This is a genomic window from Pseudomonas sp. USTB-Z (assembly GCF_019691255.1).
Taxonomy (GTDB): domain Bacteria; phylum Pseudomonadota; class Gammaproteobacteria; order Pseudomonadales; family Pseudomonadaceae; genus Aquipseudomonas; species Aquipseudomonas alloputida.
Genome location: NZ_JAECZP010000036.1, coordinates 1 through 19,057, shown reverse-complemented (window position 1 = coordinate 19,057; position 19,057 = coordinate 1). Strand labels below are relative to the sequence as shown.

Below are 19,057 nucleotides of genomic sequence, written 5' to 3'. Positions count from 1 at the left end.
CGTTTTGTGGGGGGTTGTTCCCGTGTTTGGGGGTGGCTTTTTAAAACACGGCTTGGGGGGCACCCCCCGCTCCTACACCGGGACGGTGAGGCCTTATTCGATGAAGCTGACCACACCGCCTTCCAGCGACTTCACCCGGGCCAGCGATTCAACGCGGTAACCCTGGCTGTCCAGCTCGGCACGGCCACCCTGGAACGACTTCTCGATCACGATACCCAGGCCCGCCACGGTGGCACCTGCCTGCTTGATGATCGAGATCAACGCCTGCGAGGCTTTGCCGTTGGCCAGGAAGTCATCGATCACCAGCACGCGGTCGCTGCTGTTGAGGTGACGCGGCGAAATGGCCACGGTGTTCTCGGTCTGCTTGGTGAAGGAATACACCGAGGCGGTCAGCAGGTTTTCGGTCAGGGTCAGCGACTGGTGCTTGCGAGCGAAGATGACCGGCACACCCAGTTTCAGACCGGTCATCACCGCTGGGGCAATGCCCGAGGCTTCGATGGTGACGATCTTGGTCACGCCGGCATCGGCGAACAGGCGGGCAAACTCGTCACCGATCAGCTGCATCAGCGCCGGATCGATCTGGTGGTTGAGAAACGCGTCGACTTTGAGAACCTGATCGGAAAGCACGATGCCTTCTTCGCGAATCTTCTGATGCAGTGCTTCCACTGTGATTTCCTCGATGTAACAAAGGTTGCCGCTGGAGGCGGCAAAGTTAAAGAGTAATGGTTGATCAGCGTTTGAGCATTGCCCGGATATCGGCCAGGGCGTTGTTGCCGCGAGCGGCCTTCACCTCGACCGGTGCATCGTCGAGGCCCTCCCAGGCCAGGTCGTCCGGCGGCAGTTCGTCGAGGAACCGGCTGGGCGTGCAGTCGATGATTTCACCGTACTGTTTGCGCTTGGCAGCGAAGGTGAAGGCCAGGGTCTGGCGCGCGCGGGTGATGCCCACGTAGGCCAGGCGGCGTTCCTCTTCGATGGTGTCGGCCTCGATGCTGGAGCGGTGCGGGAGGATTTCCTCTTCCATGCCCATGATGAACACGTAGGGGAATTCCAGGCCCTTTGAGGCATGCAGGGTCATCATCTGCACACCTTCGGCGTTCTCTTCTTCTTCCTGCTGGCGCTCGAGCATGTCGCGCAGCACCAGCTTGCCGATGGCGTCCTCGATGGTCATGTCACCCTCTTCGTCCTTCTCGAGGGTGTTCTTCAGCGCTTCGACCAGGAACCAGACGTTGCTGATGCGGAACTCGGCAGCTTTGTCGCTGGCGGTCTGCTGGCGGATCCAGTTTTCGTAGTCGATGTCGCGGATCATCTCGTGCAGTGCGGCAATCGGGTCTTCCAGGGCAACCTTGTGGCGCACCCCGTCCAGCCAGTGCTTGAAACGCTGCAAGCGCTCGGTGTAGCGCGCGTCCAGGTGCTCGCCCAGGCCCAGCTCTTCGCTGGCGGCGTACATCGAAATGCCGCGCTCGGTGGCGTAGTTGCCGAGCTTTTCCAGGGTGGTGGAGCCGATCTCGCGGCGCGGCACGTTGATTACCCGCAGGTAGGCGTTGTCATCGTCCGGGTTCACCAGCAGGCGCAGGTAGGCCATCAGGTCCTTGACCTCCTGGCGGCCAAAGAAGCTGTTACCGCCCGACAGGCGATACGGCACCTGGTGGTGCTGCAACTTCAGTTCGATCAGCTTGGCCTGGTAGTTGCCGCGGTAAAGGATGGCAAAGTCGCTGTACGGGCGGTTGGTGCGCAGGTGCAAGGTGAGGATTTCCATGGCCACGCGTTCGGCCTCGGCTTCCTCGTTCTTGCAGCGGATCACGCGGATCTCGTCGCCCACGCCCATTTCGCTCCACAGCTGCTTTTCGAACGCATGCGGATTGTTGGCGATCAACACGTTGGCGCAGCGCAGGATGCGGCTGGTGGAGCGGTAGTTCTGCTCGAGCATGACGATCTTCAGGGAGGGGTAGTCCTCCTTGAGCAGCATCAGGTTCTCGGGGCGTGCACCACGCCAGGCGTAGATCGACTGGTCGTCGTCGCCCACCACGGTGAACTGGTTGCGCATGCCGATCAGCATTTTTACCAGCAGGTACTGGCTGGCGTTGGTGTCCTGGTATTCGTCCACCAGCAGGTAACGCACGCGGTTCTGCCAGCGCTCCAGCACCTCGGGGTGCTCCTGGAACAGCTTGACCGGCTGCAGGATCAGGTCGTCGAAGTCCACCGCGTTGAACGCCTTGAGCGTGCGCTGATAGTGGGTGTAGACGATGGCGGCGGTCTGCTCGCGCGGGTTGCGCGCCTTTTCCAGGGCTTCTGGCGGCAGGACCAGGTCGTTCTTCCAGGCACCGATCATGTTCTTGATCTCGTCGATGCCGTCGTCGCCGGAGTATTCCTTCTGCATGATGTCCGACAGCAACGCCTTGATGTCGGACTCGTCGAAGATCGAGAAACCCGGTTTGTAGCCCAGGCGCTCGTGTTCCTTGCGGATGATGTTCAGGCCTAGGTTGTGGAACGTACACACGGTCAGGCCACGGCCTTCCCCCGGGCGCAGCAAGGTGGCGACCCGCTCCTTCATCTCGCGCGCGGCCTTGTTGGTGAAGGTCATCGCCACGATGTACTGGGCGCGGATGCCGCAGTTCTGAATGAGGTGGGCAATCTTGCGCGTGATTACGCTGGTCTTGCCCGAACCTGCACCGGCGAGCACCAAAAGAGGGCCGCCGACATAGTCACGGGCTTCCTGCTGCCGGGGATTGAGTCGGGACATGCTAGAAACCGGGGGTCGCCAGAAAATAGCCGCGCATTCTAACAGGCATGGGGCCGTTGTGGCGCGACCGTCTGACGTCTGAGTCAGACTTTTGTCCGCCTAATTATTAGTGTCACTAATGCTAGTAGCTGAAAAAATCATATTTGCCGGTTTGACTCGTTTCGCGCAGGATGCACGACAAAATACGTCGGAATGCTACGCTCGAAAAAACCATGTATAAAAGTGAAAATCATTTTCATTGAATGCAGTAGCATCCCCTCCAGATCTCGTTGCACCGTCAAGCCCTAAGGAGCCCGCTTGTCCACGCCTGTCGAACCTTTGCGTTTGCTGCTGTTGGCCGATGAGCCGGAATGGGCTGCCTCGTTGCACGCGTGCATGCCCGCACTGGGGGGCAGCGCCGTGTTACTGACTGCGCCAAACTGGGAGGCGGTCGACAGCCTGTTCAGCCATGATCGCCAGGCCGTCGTGCTGGCAACACCCGCCTTGCAGCCCGCCCCCGGGCGTTGCGAGCTGCCGACTATTCTGCTGCTTGAACACGAGCCTGAGGCAGCGCCCAGCGCTGTCAGTGACTGGCTGGTGCGCGACCAGCTCAACGCCGATACCCTGCGCCGCTCACTGCGCCATGTGCGAGAGCGAGGGGTGCTGGTCGCCACCTTGCAGCGCCTTGCCGAGCAGGACCCGCTGACCGGCATCGCCAACCGCCAGGGCTTCCAGGCTTTGCTTAATGCACGCCTGGCCGAAAACGAAGGCCGTGGTGTCGCGCTTGGCCACCTGGACCTGGACAACTTCCGCCACGTCAACGACGCCCTGGGCCACCAGAGCGGTGACCGGTTGATCCTGCAGGTGGTGGCACGGCTGAAGCATCAGCTGGAGGCGGGCGACCAGCTGGCACGTCTGGGTAGCGACGAGTTCGCCCTGCTGATCGACACCCGTCGCGATGCCAACCGCGCCGAATGGATTGCCGAACGCATCGTCGAGGCCTTGGCAGAGCCCTACTGGATCGACGGTGAGAGCCTGCTGCTGGGCTGCAGCCTGGGCCTTGCACATGCTCGCGCGCAAAGTGGCGCCGATCCGCTGATGTGGCACGCGCACATCGCCATGCGTCAGGCCAAGGGCAGCCAGGGCTGCACCTTCCATGTGTTCAACGAACGCATCAACCGCAACGCCCGCAGCCTTGCTGACCTGGAAAGCGAGTTGCGCCGCGCCCTGCGCCGCGACGAACTGGAGCTGCACTATCAGCCCCGCCTGAACCTGGCTGACGGGCGCATTGTTGGCCTGGAGGCGCTGGTGCGCTGGCGCCATGCCGAGCGCGGGCTGCTGCCACCCAGTGAGTTCGTGCCACTGGCCGAGCAGAGCGGCCTGATCGTGCCCTTGGGTTATTGGGTTATTTCCCGTGCCCTGCGTGACATGCAGGCATTGTGCGAGCGTGGCCTGGAACCGCTGCACATGGCGGTCAACCTGAGTTTCCGCCAGTTCCAGGACAGCCAGCTACTGGCCACGTTGAGTCGCCTGATCCTCGAGCACGGTGTGGATGCCCGCTGGCTTGAGTTCGAGCTGACCGAGACGGCGGTGATGCGCCGCAACGAGGTGGTGCGCCAGACCATGGACGCGCTGGGTCGCCTGGGCGTGCGCTTCTCGCTCGATGATTTCGGCACCGGGTTTTCTTCGTTCGTGCACCTCAACAGCCTGCCGATCACCTTGCTCAAGGTGGACCGCAGCTTTGTTGCGGGAATGGAAATGCGCGAAGAGAACCGCAAGCTGGTACACGCCATGATCAACCTGGCGCACAACCTCAACCTCGAGGTGGTGGCCGAGGGAGTGGAGAGTGAAGAGCAACTGGCGTTGCTGCGTGGGTTTGGTTGCGACCAGGTGCAGGGTTTCCTGGTCAGCAAACCGCTACCGATAGGGGAATTGATGGCGTATTTGCTGCAGGCGCCCGGACGCCAGTTGGAGGCTGTCCTGTAGGAGCGGGTTTACCCGCGAATGGGCCGGGCCTGCTGGCCAATCTCCACCAGACGTTCACCGTTGCCGCCACCACCGTATTCGCGGGTAAACCCGCTCCTACACACTGATCTGCGGTGGACACACACACACCGGCGTTGGACACAGGCCGTTGTAGGAGCGGGTTTACCCGCGAAGAGGCCCCCACGTCAGGCCGAAGCCGTCGCCTTTCCGGTAGCCCAAGCCTTCCCCAACAACCGCTTCATCCGCCACTCAAAGCCAAAGGTCAGCGCCACCGCCGCACATGCCAGCCCCAGCGCCAGCCCCCACCAGATCCCTACTGCACCACCGCCCAGCGTAAAGGTGAACAGCCAGGCACTCGGCGCCCCCACCAGCCAATAGCACACCAGCCCGATCAGGAAGGTGGTCTTGGCATCTTTCAGCCCACGGATCGAGCCCATGGCAATCGTCTGCATGCCGTCGAACAGTTCGAACCACGCCGCCACCATCAACAACTGCACGGCCACCTGGAAGATCGCGGCAAAGGCCGGGTCATTACGGTCGATGAACAGCCCTACCAGTGCTTCGGGCAGCAGCAGGAACAGGGCGGCGAAGGCAAACATGATCATGGCCCCGAACCCGATGCCCACCCGCCCGGCGCTGCGCGCCGCCAGCAGGTTGCCAGCGCCGTAGTACAGGCCGACGCGCATGGTCACCGCATAGGACAAGCCCGTCGGCACCATGAATGCCGTGGACACGATCTGCAGGGCAATCTGGTGCGCCGCCAACTCGGTGCTACCCAGCACGCCCATGCACAGCGCGGCGAAGGCGAACAGGCCCACTTCCACCATGTAGGTACCGCCAATCGGCAGGCCCAGCCGCCACAGCTCGCGCAGGGCCGCCAGTGATGGGCGTGACAGGCCCTTGCGCAGCGGGTAGGCGGCATAGGCCGAATGCCAGCGGATATACAACGCCAAGGCAGCGGCCATGCCCATCGACACCACTGCAGTGACCAGGCCGATACCCATCAGGCCCAGCTTGGGCAGGCCGAACATGCCTTCGATCAGTGCCACATTGAACAGGTAGTTGAGCACTGTGCCGAACAAACTGATGACCATCACCGGGGTCGAGCGGCCCAGCGCGCTGGTGAAGCCACGCAAGGCCATGAAGGTCAGATAGCCGGGCAGGGCCAGTGGCAGCAGGGTGAGAAATTCGGCGGCCGAGGCCACGTTCTCGGGCTTCTGCCCGAACAGCAGCAGCACAGGTTCAAGGTTCCACAGCACCAGCGCGGCGAACAGCGCCAAGGCCCAGGCCAGCCACAGGCCGTTCTGCGCCAGCCGGGTGGCGCCCTCGATGTCGTTGGCACCCTTGCGAATGGCCACCAGCGTGCCGACTGCGGCGATCACGCCCAGGCAGAAGATCGATACGAACGAATAGCTGGCTGCCCCCAGGCCACCCCCCGCCAAGGCCTGGGGGCTGATGCGGGCCATCATCAGGGTGTCGGTCAGCACCATCAGCATGTGCGCCAACTGCGAGGCAATCAGCGGCCCGGCCAGGCGCAGCAAAGCCTTGAGTTCTGTGGTGGGCGCGACGTGCATGGGGGCAGTCCTTCATTCTGGGGTGATCAACGAAGGGCGATTCTGAGGCTTCGGTCAACTTTGCACAAAAGGATAAAAGCGATAGTTGGCATGAGTTGAACTCATGTATATAGGCTTCTCGGTGATTTGCCTCACACGCCCATATTGCAGGTGCCTCATGCCACGCCAGCTACCACCGCTGTATGCCCTGCGCGCATTCGAAGCTGCCGCGCGGCTAAGCTCCTTCACCCGTGCGGGCGAAGAGCTTTCTATCACCCAAAGCGCCATCAGCCGGCATATCCGTACGCTGGAGGAGCATTTTGCCTGCCGCCTGTTCGTGCGCAGTGGCCGCAGCCTGCAACTTACCGAAGCGGGGCGGGTACTGCTGCCGGGCGTGCGCGAGGGCTTCGCGGCGTTTGAGCGGGCCTGTGAAACCTTGTGCGGTGAAGACGACATATTGCGCATGAAAGCCCCCTCGACCCTGACCATGCGCTGGTTGCTGGCGTGCCTCAGCCGCTTTCGCCACCTGCAGCCGGGCAATGAGGTGCAACTGACCAGTGCCTGGATGGATGTCGACCATGTGGACTTCAACCAGGAGCCGTTCGATTGCGCGGTGTTGCTCAGTGATGGGGTGTTCCCGGCGGAGTGGGAGGTGCGCAAGCTGTTCCCTGAGTTACTGATCCCGGTCGGTGCGCCGGACCTGCTCGACGAGGAACCTTGGGATGTACGTAGGCTGGCCTCTATCGAGCTGCTGCACCCTACGGTGGACAAGCGTGACTGGCGGGAATGGCTGGAGCGTATGGGGCTTGGCGACGAGGTGTCGCTCAAGGGCGGCCAGGTGTTCGATACCCTTGAGCTGGGCATGATTGCCGCGGCGCGTGGCTATGGAATATCCATGGGCGATTTGCTGATGGTGGCCGAAGATGTGGCGCAGAAGCGCTTGAGCCTGCCATGGCCGACGGCGGTGCCCAGCGGCATGGATTACTACCTGGTGTGGCCGCGCACCCGGCGAGGCGGCGAGCGGTTGCGGCGGTTGAGTGCGTTCCTGGAAGGCGAGGTGGCGGCAATGGATTTGCCGGATGTGGAAATCCTGCCGCCTCTTTGATCACCTGCACCGGCCTCTTCGCGGGCTCGCCCGCGAAGAGGCCGGTACGGTTTTACATCGAGCCCAGGTTCAACGCCTGTGCGCAGGCCTGCAGCGACCGGCGCTCGCTTTGCGCATACAGCGCCAGCTCATCCTGTACCTGCAACCCCAGCGCCGCTTCGAACGCTTCGCGGTTGGCGTTGCTGCCGTATTCGGCCTGCGCATCGTCACCCAGGTTGGACTGGAAGATCCCCGCCGCACTCACCGGCAGGAAGTCCTCGTACACCAGCGCCTCGAAGTGCACGTGGCCCGCGTCGATCAAGCCTTGCAGGGTGGTCGGGCGGCCTTCCTGGTCGCGTGCGGCCAGGCCTTTCTCGGTGGCGAAGTAGCGGAAGTACGCCAAGCCCTGTTCACGCATCTGCGCCAGGTCATCCGGGAATTCGGCAAAGTTTGCCTGCAGCAGCGCCATGTAACGCTCGGCATTGGCTTCGGCCGGAGCGCCACCCAGCGCAGCGCGGGTAGCGTCGAGCAACTTGTCGTAAAGCTGGCGACCTTTCGGCGTCAGCGCCGCGCCGCGTTGCTCGATTTCGCCAAAGCGCGCGGTGTGGCTGCCTTCGCGGCCTTGCTGGTCGCGGAAGGCGACCGTTTCCTGCAGGGCCTTGAAACTGGTCTGGCGCAGCAGGATCGGGTGGCGGCGGGTGGGCGGGCCTTCAACCACGGCCTTCGGCGGGATGCCCTTGGCAGGCATGCCGAGCTGGATTGCATCGATATCCAGGGTACGCGGGGTCAGGTGGTTGATGTGCGGGCCCTTGAAGGCCACCACATCGGCGATCAGGCGGTGTTGGTCGTGCAGCTGCTGGTACTGCTCGGCCGTAACGGTAGCGTCCTGGTGCCAGCGGAAGGTGTGCAGCGCCTCCTGCACGAACGTCTCTGCATCCGCGGCGTCAAGGCCACCCTCGCGCTCACACTGGGCGATCAGTTCGAGGGCGCGGGAGGTGAAGATCTGGCGCTTGGCCAGGATGCTCTGTGCCAGCTCGCGCAACTGCGGGTTGTCGATCAGCTCCAGGCGCAGCAGCGAGGTGAACACACGGAACGGGCTGACATGCAGCGATTGCTCGTGCACCGCGCGGAAGGCAGTGGAATGCACCGGTACGCCAGCGGAGCTGAGGTCATAGTAGCCGACCGGCTGCATGCCCATGACAGCGAACAGGCGGGCGATGGTGGCCAGTTCTTCGGCGGTGCCGACGCGGATGGCGCCGTGACGTTCCTGGTCCAGGCGCTCGATTTCGCCGGTCCAGCGCAGGGCCTCGGCCACTTCGGGTTGCTGGGCCATGACCTGCTGGTTGATTTCGCTCACCAGCTCCAGCAGCGTGCCGTACAGCGGCACTTCCTGTTTGTACATGAGCGACATGGCGGCAGAGAACTGCGCGCGGATGCTGTCTGGGCTGACGAAATCGTTGGCGGGCATCGCTAGCTTCCTGGTTGGGTTCGGACGCTTACATGAAAGCTGGGAATGCACTTTGCTCACAAGCGAAAAAAAGTGAGTGTGTCATTCCTTTTTTGATCGACCTCGACGGCCGTTTCACGGCTAAAGCCGCTCCTACAGGGACCGTGCAAGGTTGGGGTCTTGCGCAGGGCCCCGTAGGAGCGGCTTTAGCCGCGAAGAGGCCCTCAAGCCTGGAGCTGTTCGTGGATCCACTCCACCAGCGCCCGCACCTTGGGCACCTCCGCCGCATGTTCAGCGTACGCCAGATAGTGCGCCCCGGCACTGCGCATCGCATGGTTCCACGGCACCACCAGGCTACCGTCGGCCAGTTCCTTCGCCGCCAGGTAGCGCGGCACCAGCGCTACCCCGCACCCGGCCTGTGCTGCGCTCAACGCCATATAGAACGTATCGAAGCGCGGCCCGTGGTAGGCGCTGACGCTCTGCAGGTCCTGCTCCAGGAACCACTCATGCCAGGCCTCCGGGCGCGAGGTGCTTTGCAGCAGCACCAGCTCGGCCAGCTCCTCGGCACCGGCCAGCTTGCGCCCGGCCAGCAGCTCTGGCGCACACACCGGCACCACCTCTTCGCGAAACAACTCCACGCAAGTGGCCCCCGGCCAGGTGCCCTGGCCATAGAAGAACACCACGTCAGCCGAGCCTTGCAGCAGGGCGAACGGCTCCATTTCGTTGCGAATGTCCAGGTGGATATTGCTGTGCCGTTTGCCAAACCCCTTGAGGTGCGGGATCAACCAGCGCACGCCAAAACTCGGTTGAGTGGCTACCTTCAATATCTCGGTCTGCTCGCCGTAGGTGAGTACGTAGCGGCTGGACATGTCCACCTGGGTGAGGATTTTGTTGACCTCGGCCAGGTACAGGCTGCCGGCCGGGGTCAGCTGCAAGCGCCGGCGGATGCGCAGGAACAGGTGGTGGCGCAGCATGTCTTCCAGCTGCGCCACCTGCTTGCTGACCGCGCTCTGGGTCAGGTGCAGTTCTTCGGCGGCACGGGTAAAACTCAGATGGCGGGCTGCAGCTTCAAAGCACTGCAGGGCGGTCATGGAGGGTACCAGGCGTTTTGACATAGCGGTCTCTGCGGCTCAAATCATTACCTGACGGAATGATATGCGGAATAAAGGTCGTTTGTTGTACCTATGTGATCGGATTAATACTGATCCACATCATTTTTCCACCCCATCACCGATGTAGGAGATGCACAAATGGTTGCTGGATTGCTCGAGCGCCTTGGCGTTGCCGCCGAGGCTTACACCCAGGGCGACTACCCTGTTCACACGCCGATCGACGGCAGCCAGATCGCCTCGGTGAAACTGCTCGGCAAGGCCGAGACCATCGCCCGCATCGATCAGGCCCAGAGCGCCTTCGAAGCCTGGCGCAGTGTGCCGGCTCCGCGCCGTGGCGAACTGGTGCGCCTGTTCGGCGAAGTGCTGCGTGAGCACAAGGCCGACCTCGGCGAGCTGGTCTCGATCGAAGCCGGCAAGATCACCCAGGAAGGCCTGGGCGAAGTGCAGGAAATGATCGACATCTGCGACTTCGCCGTTGGCCTGTCGCGCCAGCTGTACGGCCTGACCATCGCTTCCGAGCGCCCGGGCCACCACATGCGTGAAACCTGGCACCCGCTGGGTGTGGTCGGCGTGATCAGCGCCTTCAACTTCCCGGTTGCCGTGTGGGCCTGGAACACCGCCCTGGCCCTGGTGGCCGGCAACTCGGTGGTATGGAAACCGTCCGAGAAGACTCCGCTGACCGCCCTGGCCTGCCAGGCGTTGTTCGAAAAAGCCCTGAAAGCCTTCGGCGATGCTCCGGCTGGCTTGGCACAACTGGTGATCGGCGGCCGTGAAGCTGGCGAAGCCATGGTCGACGACCCGCGCGTACCGCTGGTCAGCGCCACCGGCAGCACCCGCATGGGTCGCGAAGTCGGCCCACGCGTTGCTGCCCGCTTCGGCCGCAGCATCCTGGAACTGGGCGGCAACAACGCCATGATCCTGGCCCCGAGCGCCGACCTGGACCTGGCCGTGCGCGGCATCCTGTTCTCGGCTGTCGGCACTGCCGGCCAGCGTTGCACCACCCTGCGCCGCCTGATCGTGCACCGCTCGATCAAGGACGAAGTGGTTGCCCGCGTCAAAGCCGCCTACGGCAAAGTGCGTATCGGCGACCCACGTAAAGACAACCTGGTCGGCCCGCTGATCGACAAGCAGTCGTTCGACGCCATGCAGGGTGCACTGGCCAAGGCCCGTGACGAAGGTGGCCAGGTATTTGGTGGCGAGCGTCAGCTGGCCGACCAGTACCCGAACGCCTACTACGTTTCGCCAGCCATTGCTGAAATGCCGGCGCAAAGTGACGTGGTGCGCCACGAAACCTTCGCACCGATCCTGTACGTGCTGGCCTACGACGACTTCGAGGAGGCCCTGCGCCTGAACAACGAAGTGCCACAAGGCCTGTCGTCGTGCATTTTCACCACCGACATCCGTGAAGCCGAGCGCTTCCAGAGCGCCTCGGGCAGCGACTGCGGCATCGCCAACGTCAACATCGGTACCAGCGGCGCCGAGATTGGCGGTGCGTTTGGTGGCGAGAAGGAAACCGGCGGTGGCCGTGAGTCGGGCTCGGATGCCTGGAAAGGCTACATGCGTCGCCAGACCAATACCGTGAACTACTCGCGCGAGCTGCCGCTGGCGCAGGGTATCGTGTTCGACTGATGTATTGATGCTGCATGGCCGGGGGCCTGGCCCCCGGTTCGCGGGTAGACCCGCTCCTACAGGGTTCGTCCAAGCGACACCGACCCCTGTAGGAGCGGGTTTACCCGCGAAAGGGCCGCCCTGCGGCCCCAACAAGAACAAATTGCTGGAGCCGGCCATGTCCGAACTGCGTCAACAATGCTTGTGGGAACACGTCAGCAAACCGACCGTCGCCGCCCAGGCCCTGGCCGGTGAGCACAAGGCCGATGTCTGTGTGATCGGCGGCGGTATTACCGGCCTGTCGGCGGCCATCCACCTGCTCGAACAGGGCAAGTCGGTGATCGTGCTGGAGGCCTGGAAGATCGGCCACGGTGGCTCCGGGCGCAACGTCGGCTTGGTCAACGCCGGTACCTGGATCCGCCCCGACGACGTCGAGGCCACCCTTGGCCAGAAGCAGGGCAGCCGCCTGAACAAGGTGCTTGGCGAAGCCCCGGCTGAAGTGTTCGCCATGATCGAGCGCCTCGGCATCGACTGCCAGGCACAGAACAAAGGCACACTGCACATGGCGCACAACGCCACCGGTATCGCCGACCTCGAAGCGCGTCACGAACAATGGCGCCGCCGAGGTGCCGACGTCGAGCTGCTGACCGGTGCCCAATGCCAGGAATACTGCGGTACTGACAAGATTTCCGCTGCGCTGCTTGATCGCCGTGCTGGCACCATCAACCCCATGGGCTACACCCAGGGGCTGGCGGCTGCTGTAACGCGCCTGGGCGGCAAGATTTTCCAGCAGTCTTCGGTCGAAGGCCTGGAGCGTGAAGGTGATGGCTGGCGGGTGAAGACTGCGCGTGGCGCTGTGTGCGCCGAAAAGGTGGTGATTTCCACCGGCGCCTACACCGAAGGTGACTGGAGCAACCTGCAGAAGCAGTTCTTCCGCGGTTATTACTATCAGGTAGCCTCCAAACCGCTGCAGGGCACCGCAGCAGACAAGGTGCTGCCACATGGCCAAGGTTCGTGGGACACCCGCACCGTGCTCAGCAGCATCCGCCGCGACGATCAGGGCCGCCTGCTGCTCGGCAGCCTAGGCCGGGTCGACAACAAGCCGGCGTGGTTCGTGCGCAGTTGGGCCGACCGCATCCAGGGCCATTACTACCCCGAGCTGGGCAAGGTCGAGTGGGAAATGCACTGGACCGGCTGCATCGACTTCACGCCTGACCACCTGATGCGCCTGTTCGAGCCGGCGCCTGGGTTGGTGGCGGTGACCGGGTACAACGGGCGCGGTAATACCACCGGCACCGTGATTGGCCGGGCGTTTGCCGAGTTCCTGCTCAAGGGCGAGGCGGACAGCCTGCCGATTCCGTTTTCGCCGATGAGCGGTGTGAGCGCGCCTTCGCTGCGGACGGCGTTCTATGAGTCCGGCTTCTCGCTGTACCACGCGGGGCAGTGCCTGAGGGTTGTGTTGTAAGTACTGGCCTCTTCGCGGGTAAACCCGCTCCTACAAATTGTTCACCGCCTGAGAGGGCTGTGGTGAACCTGTAGGCGCGGGTTTACCCGCGAAGAGGCCAGCACAGGCTTACTTGTGCAGCCAGCTGAGGAAGCCACCTTTCTTGATCAGGGCCGGCTTTTGCAGCAACAACGACTCCCGGCTCTGCCGCCGGAACCGCTGCAACTTGCTCAACGCCGTCTGCACTTCGCCACGCTGCTGCAAACAGCTCTTCACCTGTTCCTTGTCGATCCGGTACAGCACGCAACTGGTCAGCGTGCGGAATTCGGCCAGCGAGTCTTCGTCGTCGATGATCCCCTCGATCCCCAGCACCTCTCCCGGCCCCATGCGCCCGGCCTCCAGCCGCTTGTCTCCGTCGCGCACCGAGGCCGATACCACACCGCTGCCAATCACCAGCAGATGATCGGAATGCTCGCCCACCCCCAGGATCACCTGGTCCGCCAGGTACTCGACTGCAGTCATGCGCTGGCTCAACGCATCGCGCTCTTCATCACTTAGCGAGCGGAACACTCGAACCTCATCCAGCACCTCGCGCTGGCGACTGCGCGGCGGCACAGCCAGGTCGACGTTCCACATCACCCCGCTGGCCTCCAGATGCCGGTGCGCCAGGTCGAACAACTGGTTACGTGCATCGCCCTTGGTGCCCGCATCGGCCACGAAGCCGCTGGCCTCGTACTCCACCGACTCCAGAGTCGAGGCCTTTACCGTCACCTTCGGCTTCGGGGTCGCAAGGATGGCACTGACGCCCTGCAAGGCTTTTTCCAGCGCATCGAACACACGCTTGGGCCGCACCTTGGCCGGGACCACCACGCTGATCGATACACCGTGCACATCGGCCGGGCGACTGTGGTTGAGCAGCCGCGCCTTGGCCGCCACCGAATTGGGGATCACCGCCAGGCTGCCGGTACCGGTCAGCAGGCGCGTGGCGCGCCAGTCGATGTCCAGGACCTTGCCTTCGGTGCCGTCGATGGAGATTGAGTCGCCAATCTGATAGGGCCGCGTGGTGTTCAGCACGATGCCGCTGAAGACGTCAGCCAGTGTGCTCTGCAGCGCCAGGCCGATGACGATGGCCATTACCCCGGAGGTGGCCAGCAGGCCCTTCACCGGCAGTTGCAGCACGTAGCCTGCGGCCGCGACCACGGCGGCGAGGAAGATCAATGCCCCCAGCACATCCTGCAGCAAGCGCCCGCCATGGCTGCCACGGGCCACCAGCAACAGGCCGAACACCACGGTCACCGTGCGCGCACCGAACAGCCACCAGCCGATGGCCAATACCGTGGCCATCAGGTTGCGCGAAAGATCGTCGGGCCACGGCGGTGGTTGCAGCGGGCTCATGCCGGCGGCCATCAGCACCGCGCTGAACAGCAGGAAGATCACCAGGCGCGCGCTGATGCGCCAGGCATGACGCTGAATGGGGATCAGTTGCCAAAGCACGAGGTCGAGCAGGATCAGGGCGCAACCGAGCAACAACGGGGACGACTGGATGAACGCCAGCATGGTGGTCTCGGGGGTGAGGGGAGGGCTGTGGGTAGTAATAGAGCAGGTTTGCCGGGCAGGCAATGCAAGCCTGTGCTGGCCCCTTCGCGGGCTTGCCCGCTCCCACAGGAAAGCGCTGGTTTTGAACCTTGTGCGATCCCTGTGGGAGCGGGCGAGCCCGCGAAGAGGCCAGCAAAACCAACGCCAATCTATCGTTCCTAAAACAGAACGCTAAAGCCAAAAACCGCTATCTACCGCTCCAAAGGTGATGGTTTTAATCTTCTCCCATCAACGCGAAACACCCAACTTACTGAACATCAAAACCCTTAGGAGCTACCCCCATGACCCACTTCAAATACAACCGCCTGAACAAAGACGACGCCGCCGTACTGCTGGTCGATCACCAGGCTGGCCTGCTGTCCCTGGTCCGCGACATCGAGCCGGACGCGTTCAAGAACAACGTGCTGGCCCTGGCCGACCTGGCCAAGTTCTTCAACCTGCCGACCATCCTCACCACCAGCTTCGAGCAAGGCCCCAACGGCCCACTGGTGCCAGAACTGAAAGCCCTGTTCCCGGACGCCCCGTACATTGCCCGCCCTGGCCAGATCAACGCCTGGGACAACGAGGATTTCGTCAAGGCGGTGAAGGCGACCGGCAAGAAGCAGCTGATCATTGCAGGTGTTGTGACCGAGGTTTGCGTGGCTTTCCCGGCCCTGTCGGCCCTGGAAGAAGAGTTCGACGTGTTCGTGGTCACTGATGCCTCCGGTACCTTCAACGCCATGACCCGCGACGCCGCCCACGACCGCATGAGCCAGGCAGGTGCGCAACTGATGACCTGGTTCGGCGTGGCCTGTGAGCTGCACCGCGACTGGCGCAACGACATCGAAGGCCTGGCCGCACTGTGCTCCAACCACATCCCGGATTACCGCAACCTGATGACCAGCTACAACGCCTTCAACGCCAACAAGTAAGCGCAAACGCCGCGGGCACCGCCAATCGGTGCCCGCCCAGGGCAGCACACCTATCCAATCCAGCGCCCGTCCGCCGTTGCACAGTGGATGCGGGCAAGCTCATCCCAAGGAACGCCGATGAACACCGCACTCCATGACAACCGCGAAGTGGTGACCGTATGCCTGCAACACAAGGTGCTTGATAGCTCGCCGGGCACCCCCGCAGCGCAACCGCCGCGCTGGAAACAGGCGCTGCTGACCTACCTGGTGATCTGCCCGATGACCATGGTCATCCCGCAACTGCTGGCGCCGCTGTTTGCACGCTTCCCGCAACTGGGCGGCGTGATCACCGGCAACCTGATCGTCAACCTGTTCGTCATCCTGCCCGTGGTGTTCTACATCATGCCTTGGGTAACCCGTCGCTGCGCCAACTGGCTGCGCGGCTGAGCCGACGCCTTCACCTCGAAACGTTCAAGGAGATACCGCTATGAGCACGTTCGTTACCCGCGATGGCACTTCGATCTATTTCAAGGACTGGGGCAGCGGCAAGCCCGTGCTGTTCAGCCACGGCTGGCCGCTGGATGCCGACATGTGGGATTCGCAGATGGAGTTCCTGGCCAGCCGCGGTTACCGCGCCATCGCCTTCGACCGCCGGGGTTTCGGCCGCTCGAGCCAGCCGTGGAACGGTTACGACTACGACACCTTCGCCGATGACATTGCCCAGCTGATCGAGCACCTCGACCTGCGCGACGTCACCCTGGTGGGCTTCTCGATGGGGGGCGGTGATGTCAGCCGCTACATCGCCCGCCACGGCAGCGAGCGGGTGGCCGGGCTGGTGTTGCTGGGCGCGGTGACGCCAGTGTTCGGCAAGCGTGAGGACAACCCTGACGGTGTCGACCTGTCGGTGTTCGAGGGCATCCAGGCCGGCCTGCGTGCCGACCGCGCGCAGTTCATCGCCGATTTCGCCACGCCGTTCTACGGCCTGAACCATGGGCAGCAGGTGTCCCAGGGTGTGCAGACGCAGACCCTGAACATTGCGCTGATGGCGTCAATCAAAGGCACCCTGGACTGTGTGACGGCCTTCTCGGAGACCGATTTCCGTCCCGACATGGCCAAGGTCGATGTGCCGACGTTGGTGATCCATGGCGATGACGACCAGATCGTGCCGTTCGAGACCACTGGCAAGCAGGCGGCGGAGCTGATTCGCGGCGCCGAGCTGAAGGTGTATGCCGGGGCGCCGCACGGTTTTGCAGTGACCCATGCGCAGCAGTTGAATGAGGACCTGCTGGCGTTCCTTCAGCGGTAATTGTGGGAAACATTCGCGGGTAAACCCGCTCCTACAGACGTTGTAGGAGCGGGTTTACCCGCGAAGAGGGCGGCCCAGGCAGCAAAAAGCTTGACCAGGACTAACCTTCTTCAACCCACCGCACATCCATTCAAGCCCAGGCCTTGCATCAACCGGCATGCTTCGCAGTCCCCCTGCCGGCCCCTAGTCGGAGAAGCCTATGTCCCAGGATCGCAACGACAAGACCCGTCGCCAGTTCCTCGCCACCAGCACTGTGCTCGGTGCCGCTGGCGCGCTCTGGTCCGCATTGCCCTTCACCGGCCAAGCCGGTTCCGCTCACGCATCCAGCCAAGGAGGTTCCATGACCGCCGACCTGATTCTGTTCAACGGCAAACTGCACACCGTTGACCGCGAAAAGCCCACCGCGACCGCCGTCGCCATCAAGGACGGCCGCTTCATCGCCGTGGGCAGCGACGCCGAGGCCATGGCCCACAAGGGCGCCGCCACGCAAATCATCGACCTCAAGCAGCGCACGGTGATCCCGGGCCTCAATGACTCGCACCTACACCTGATCCGCGGTGGCCTGAACTACAACCTCGAGCTGCGCTGGGAAGGGGTACCGTCGGTGGCCGATGCCCTGCGCATGCTCAAGGACCAGGCTGCGCGCACGCCAACCCCGCAGTGGGTGCGGGTAGTCGGTGGCTGGAACGAATTCCAGTTCGCCGAAAAACGCATGCCCACCCTGGAAGAAATCAACCAGGCTGCGCCCGATACCCCGGTATTCCTGTTGCACCTGTATGACCGCGCGCTGCTCAACCGCGCTGCGCTCAAGGCCGTCGGCTACGACAAGAGCACCCCGAACCCGCCAGGTGGCGAAATCCAGCGTGACAAGTTCGGCAACCCGACCGGCATGCTGATCGCCCGCCCCAACGCAATGATCCTCTACGCCACCCTGGCCAAGGGGCCGAAGCTGCCGCTGGAGTACCAGGTCAACTCCACCCGCCAGTTCATGCGCGAACTCAACCGCCTGGGCCTGACCAGCGCCATTGATGCTGGCGGTGGCTACCAGAATTTCCCCGATGACTACTCGGTGATCCAGGAGCTGGCCGACAACAACCAGCTGACCGTACGCATCGCCTACAACCTGTTCACCCAGAAGCCCAAGGAAGAACTGGACGACTTCAAGAAGTGGACCTCCAGCGTCAAGCTGCACAGCGGTACCGATTTCTTGCGCCACAATGGCGCGGGCGAAATGCTGGTGTTCTCTGCCGCCGACTTCGAGGACTTCCTCGAGCCGCGCCCGGACCTGCCGCAGACCATGGAAGAAGAACTGGAGCCGGTGGTGCGCCACCTGGTCGAGCAGCGCTGGCCATTCCGCCTGCACGCCACCTACAACGAATCGATCACGCGCATGCTCGACGTGTTCGAGAAGGTCAACCGCGACATTCCATTCAACGGCCTGCCCTGGTTCTTCGACCACGCCGAAACCATCACCCCGCAGAACATCGAGCGCGTGCGTGCGCTGGGCGGTGGTATTGCCATCCAGGACCGCATGGCCTTCCAGGGTGAGTACTTCGTCGACCGCTACGGCGCCAAGGCCGCCGAGCAGACCCCGCCGATCAAACGCATGCTCGAGATGGGCGTGCCGGTGGGCGCGGGTACCGATGCCACTCGGGTGTCTAGCTACAACCCATGGACCTCACTGTACTGGCTGGTCAGCGGCAAGACGGTCGGTGGCATGGAGCTGTACCCGGAAGGCCTGAGCCGTGACACCGCGCTGCAACTGTTCACCCAGGGCAGCGCCTGGTTCTCTAGCGAGCAAGGCAAGAAGGGCCAGATCAAGGTGGGCCAGCTGGCTGACCTGGCAGCATTGTCGCTGGACTTCTTCAGTGTCGATGAAGAGGCGATCAAGGGCATCGAGTCGGTGCTGACCATCGTTGATGGCAAGGTGGTGTACGGTGCTGGCGAGTTCGACAAGCTTGGCCCGCCGCAGGTGCCGGTGCTGCCAGAGTGGTCGCCGGTGACCAAGGTGCCTGGGCACTGGCGTGTCGGTACGCCATCGTTGGCAGCCGCGGTGCACCAGTGCTCGGGGCCGTGCGGAGTGCATGCACACAGCCATGACAAGGCGCGCAAATCGAGTGTTCCGGTTAATGACTTCCAGGGATTCTGGGGGGCGCTGGGCTGTTCGTGCTTCGCGTTCTAAGGTGAGCTGATGTGAAGAACGGGGGTCAATATCTGGCCCCTTTTTTGAGTTTTCAGTGCCGGCCCTTTCGCGGGTAAAACCCCGCCAACCGGCGGGGTTTCCCCCGAAAAGGCCCCCAAAGCCCGCCACA

Annotated in this window: 14 protein-coding genes; 8 read left to right on the top strand and 6 right to left on the bottom strand. The window is 63.2% G+C overall.

Translation table 11 applies throughout. The features are described from left to right. Positions 1-93 precede the first annotated feature (93 nt). The gene (locus tag I8746_RS26290; protein ID WP_003253535.1) at positions 94-666 is read right to left on the bottom strand and encodes a xanthine phosphoribosyltransferase; all 573 of its coding nucleotides are present in this window, start codon (positions 664-666) and stop codon (positions 94-96) included. 64 nt (positions 667-730) lie between these two features. Next, positions 731-2,740: a DNA helicase Rep gene (gene rep / locus I8746_RS26285; RefSeq protein ID WP_003253537.1), complete on the bottom strand. Its 2,010-nt coding sequence runs from the start codon at positions 2,738-2,740 to the stop codon at positions 731-733. A 297-nt stretch (positions 2,741-3,037) separates the two neighbouring features. Between rep and I8746_RS26280 the strand changes: the two genes are divergently transcribed. Further along, positions 3,038-4,705 (top strand): bifunctional diguanylate cyclase/phosphodiesterase, encoded by a 1,668-nt coding sequence (locus I8746_RS26280; protein ID WP_088512612.1) that lies wholly within the window; start codon positions 3,038-3,040, stop codon positions 4,703-4,705. A gap of 185 nt (positions 4,706-4,890) precedes the next feature. Here the strand turns inward: I8746_RS26280 and I8746_RS26275 are convergent, their stop codons facing one another. After that, complete coding sequence (locus I8746_RS26275; RefSeq protein ID WP_088512610.1) at positions 4,891-6,279, bottom strand: NorM family multidrug efflux MATE transporter; 1,389 nt, start codon at positions 6,277-6,279, stop codon at positions 4,891-4,893. A gap of 157 nt (positions 6,280-6,436) precedes the next feature. On the opposite strand from I8746_RS26275, the gene I8746_RS26270 reads away from it, so the two are divergent. Then, complete coding sequence (locus I8746_RS26270) at positions 6,437-7,363, top strand: LysR substrate-binding domain-containing protein (protein ID WP_012054085.1); 927 nt, start codon at positions 6,437-6,439, stop codon at positions 7,361-7,363. 52 nt (positions 7,364-7,415) lie between these two features. Here I8746_RS26270 and I8746_RS26265 read toward each other — a convergent pair whose 3' ends face one another. Both I8746_RS26265 and I8746_RS26260 read right to left on the bottom strand, forming a co-directional pair. Then, positions 7,416-8,810 carry a VOC family protein gene (locus I8746_RS26265; protein WP_004575228.1) on the bottom strand — a complete coding sequence of 465 codons (1,395 nt, stop codon included), beginning with the start codon at positions 8,808-8,810 and terminating at the stop codon, positions 7,416-7,418. 203 nt (positions 8,811-9,013) lie between these two features. Next, entirely contained in the window at positions 9,014-9,904 is an 891-nt protein-coding gene (locus I8746_RS26260) for a LysR family transcriptional regulator (protein ID WP_003253545.1), read from the bottom strand. A 135-nt stretch (positions 9,905-10,039) separates the two neighbouring features. Between I8746_RS26260 and I8746_RS26255 the strand changes: the two genes are divergently transcribed. Continuing rightward, on the top strand, positions 10,040-11,530 hold the full coding sequence (locus I8746_RS26255; protein WP_003253547.1) for an aldehyde dehydrogenase family protein: 1,491 nt from the start codon (positions 10,040-10,042) through the stop codon (positions 11,528-11,530). Positions 11,531-11,687: 157 nt separating this feature from the next. Further along, positions 11,688-12,974, top strand: coding sequence for an FAD-binding oxidoreductase (locus tag I8746_RS26250; RefSeq protein WP_221101182.1), 1,287 nt, complete (start codon positions 11,688-11,690; stop codon positions 12,972-12,974). Positions 12,975-13,082: 108 nt separating this feature from the next. Here the strand turns inward: I8746_RS26250 and I8746_RS26245 are convergent, their stop codons facing one another. Next, positions 13,083-14,510 carry a mechanosensitive ion channel family protein gene (locus I8746_RS26245; protein WP_012054083.1) on the bottom strand — a complete coding sequence of 476 codons (1,428 nt, stop codon included), beginning with the start codon at positions 14,508-14,510 and terminating at the stop codon, positions 13,083-13,085. Between the two features lie 320 nt (positions 14,511-14,830). On the opposite strand from I8746_RS26245, the gene ycaC reads away from it, so the two are divergent. From ycaC to I8746_RS26225, 4 genes are all read left to right on the top strand, one after another. Next, on the top strand, positions 14,831-15,460 hold the full coding sequence (gene ycaC, locus I8746_RS26240; RefSeq protein WP_003253552.1) for an isochorismate family cysteine hydrolase YcaC: 630 nt from the start codon (positions 14,831-14,833) through the stop codon (positions 15,458-15,460). Positions 15,461-15,577: 117 nt separating this feature from the next. After that, on the top strand, positions 15,578-15,886 hold the full coding sequence (locus I8746_RS26235; RefSeq protein ID WP_003253554.1) for a hypothetical protein: 309 nt from the start codon (positions 15,578-15,580) through the stop codon (positions 15,884-15,886). Positions 15,887-15,926: 40 nt separating this feature from the next. Then, the gene (locus tag I8746_RS26230) at positions 15,927-16,745 is read left to right on the top strand and encodes an alpha/beta fold hydrolase (protein WP_003253555.1); all 819 of its coding nucleotides are present in this window, start codon (positions 15,927-15,929) and stop codon (positions 16,743-16,745) included. A gap of 199 nt (positions 16,746-16,944) precedes the next feature. Next, entirely contained in the window at positions 16,945-18,927 is a 1,983-nt protein-coding gene (locus I8746_RS26225; protein ID WP_003253557.1) for an amidohydrolase, read from the top strand. Positions 18,928-19,057 lie beyond the last annotated feature (130 nt).

Coding starts and splice junctions, on each gene's coding strand:
- rep (WP_003253537.1), bottom strand. CDS start 2,740: ATGTCCCGACTCAATCCCCGGCAGCAGGAAGCCCGTGACTATGTCGGC.
- I8746_RS26275 (WP_088512610.1), bottom strand. CDS start 6,279: ATGCACGTCGCGCCCACCACAGAACTCAAGGCTTTGCTGCGCCTGGCC.
- I8746_RS26270 (WP_012054085.1), top strand. CDS start 6,437: ATGCCACGCCAGCTACCACCGCTGTATGCCCTGCGCGCATTCGAAGCT.
- I8746_RS26265 (WP_004575228.1), bottom strand. CDS start 8,810: ATGCCCGCCAACGATTTCGTCAGCCCAGACAGCATCCGCGCGCAGTTC.
- I8746_RS26260 (WP_003253545.1), bottom strand. CDS start 9,904: ATGTCAAAACGCCTGGTACCCTCCATGACCGCCCTGCAGTGCTTTGAA.
- I8746_RS26255 (WP_003253547.1), top strand. CDS start 10,040: ATGGTTGCTGGATTGCTCGAGCGCCTTGGCGTTGCCGCCGAGGCTTAC.
- I8746_RS26250 (WP_221101182.1), top strand. CDS start 11,688: ATGTCCGAACTGCGTCAACAATGCTTGTGGGAACACGTCAGCAAACCG.
- I8746_RS26245 (WP_012054083.1), bottom strand. CDS start 14,510: ATGCTGGCGTTCATCCAGTCGTCCCCGTTGTTGCTCGGTTGCGCCCTG.
- ycaC (WP_003253552.1), top strand. CDS start 14,831: ATGACCCACTTCAAATACAACCGCCTGAACAAAGACGACGCCGCCGTA.
- I8746_RS26235 (WP_003253554.1), top strand. CDS start 15,578: ATGAACACCGCACTCCATGACAACCGCGAAGTGGTGACCGTATGCCTG.
- I8746_RS26230 (WP_003253555.1), top strand. CDS start 15,927: ATGAGCACGTTCGTTACCCGCGATGGCACTTCGATCTATTTCAAGGAC.
- I8746_RS26225 (WP_003253557.1), top strand. CDS start 16,945: ATGTCCCAGGATCGCAACGACAAGACCCGTCGCCAGTTCCTCGCCACC.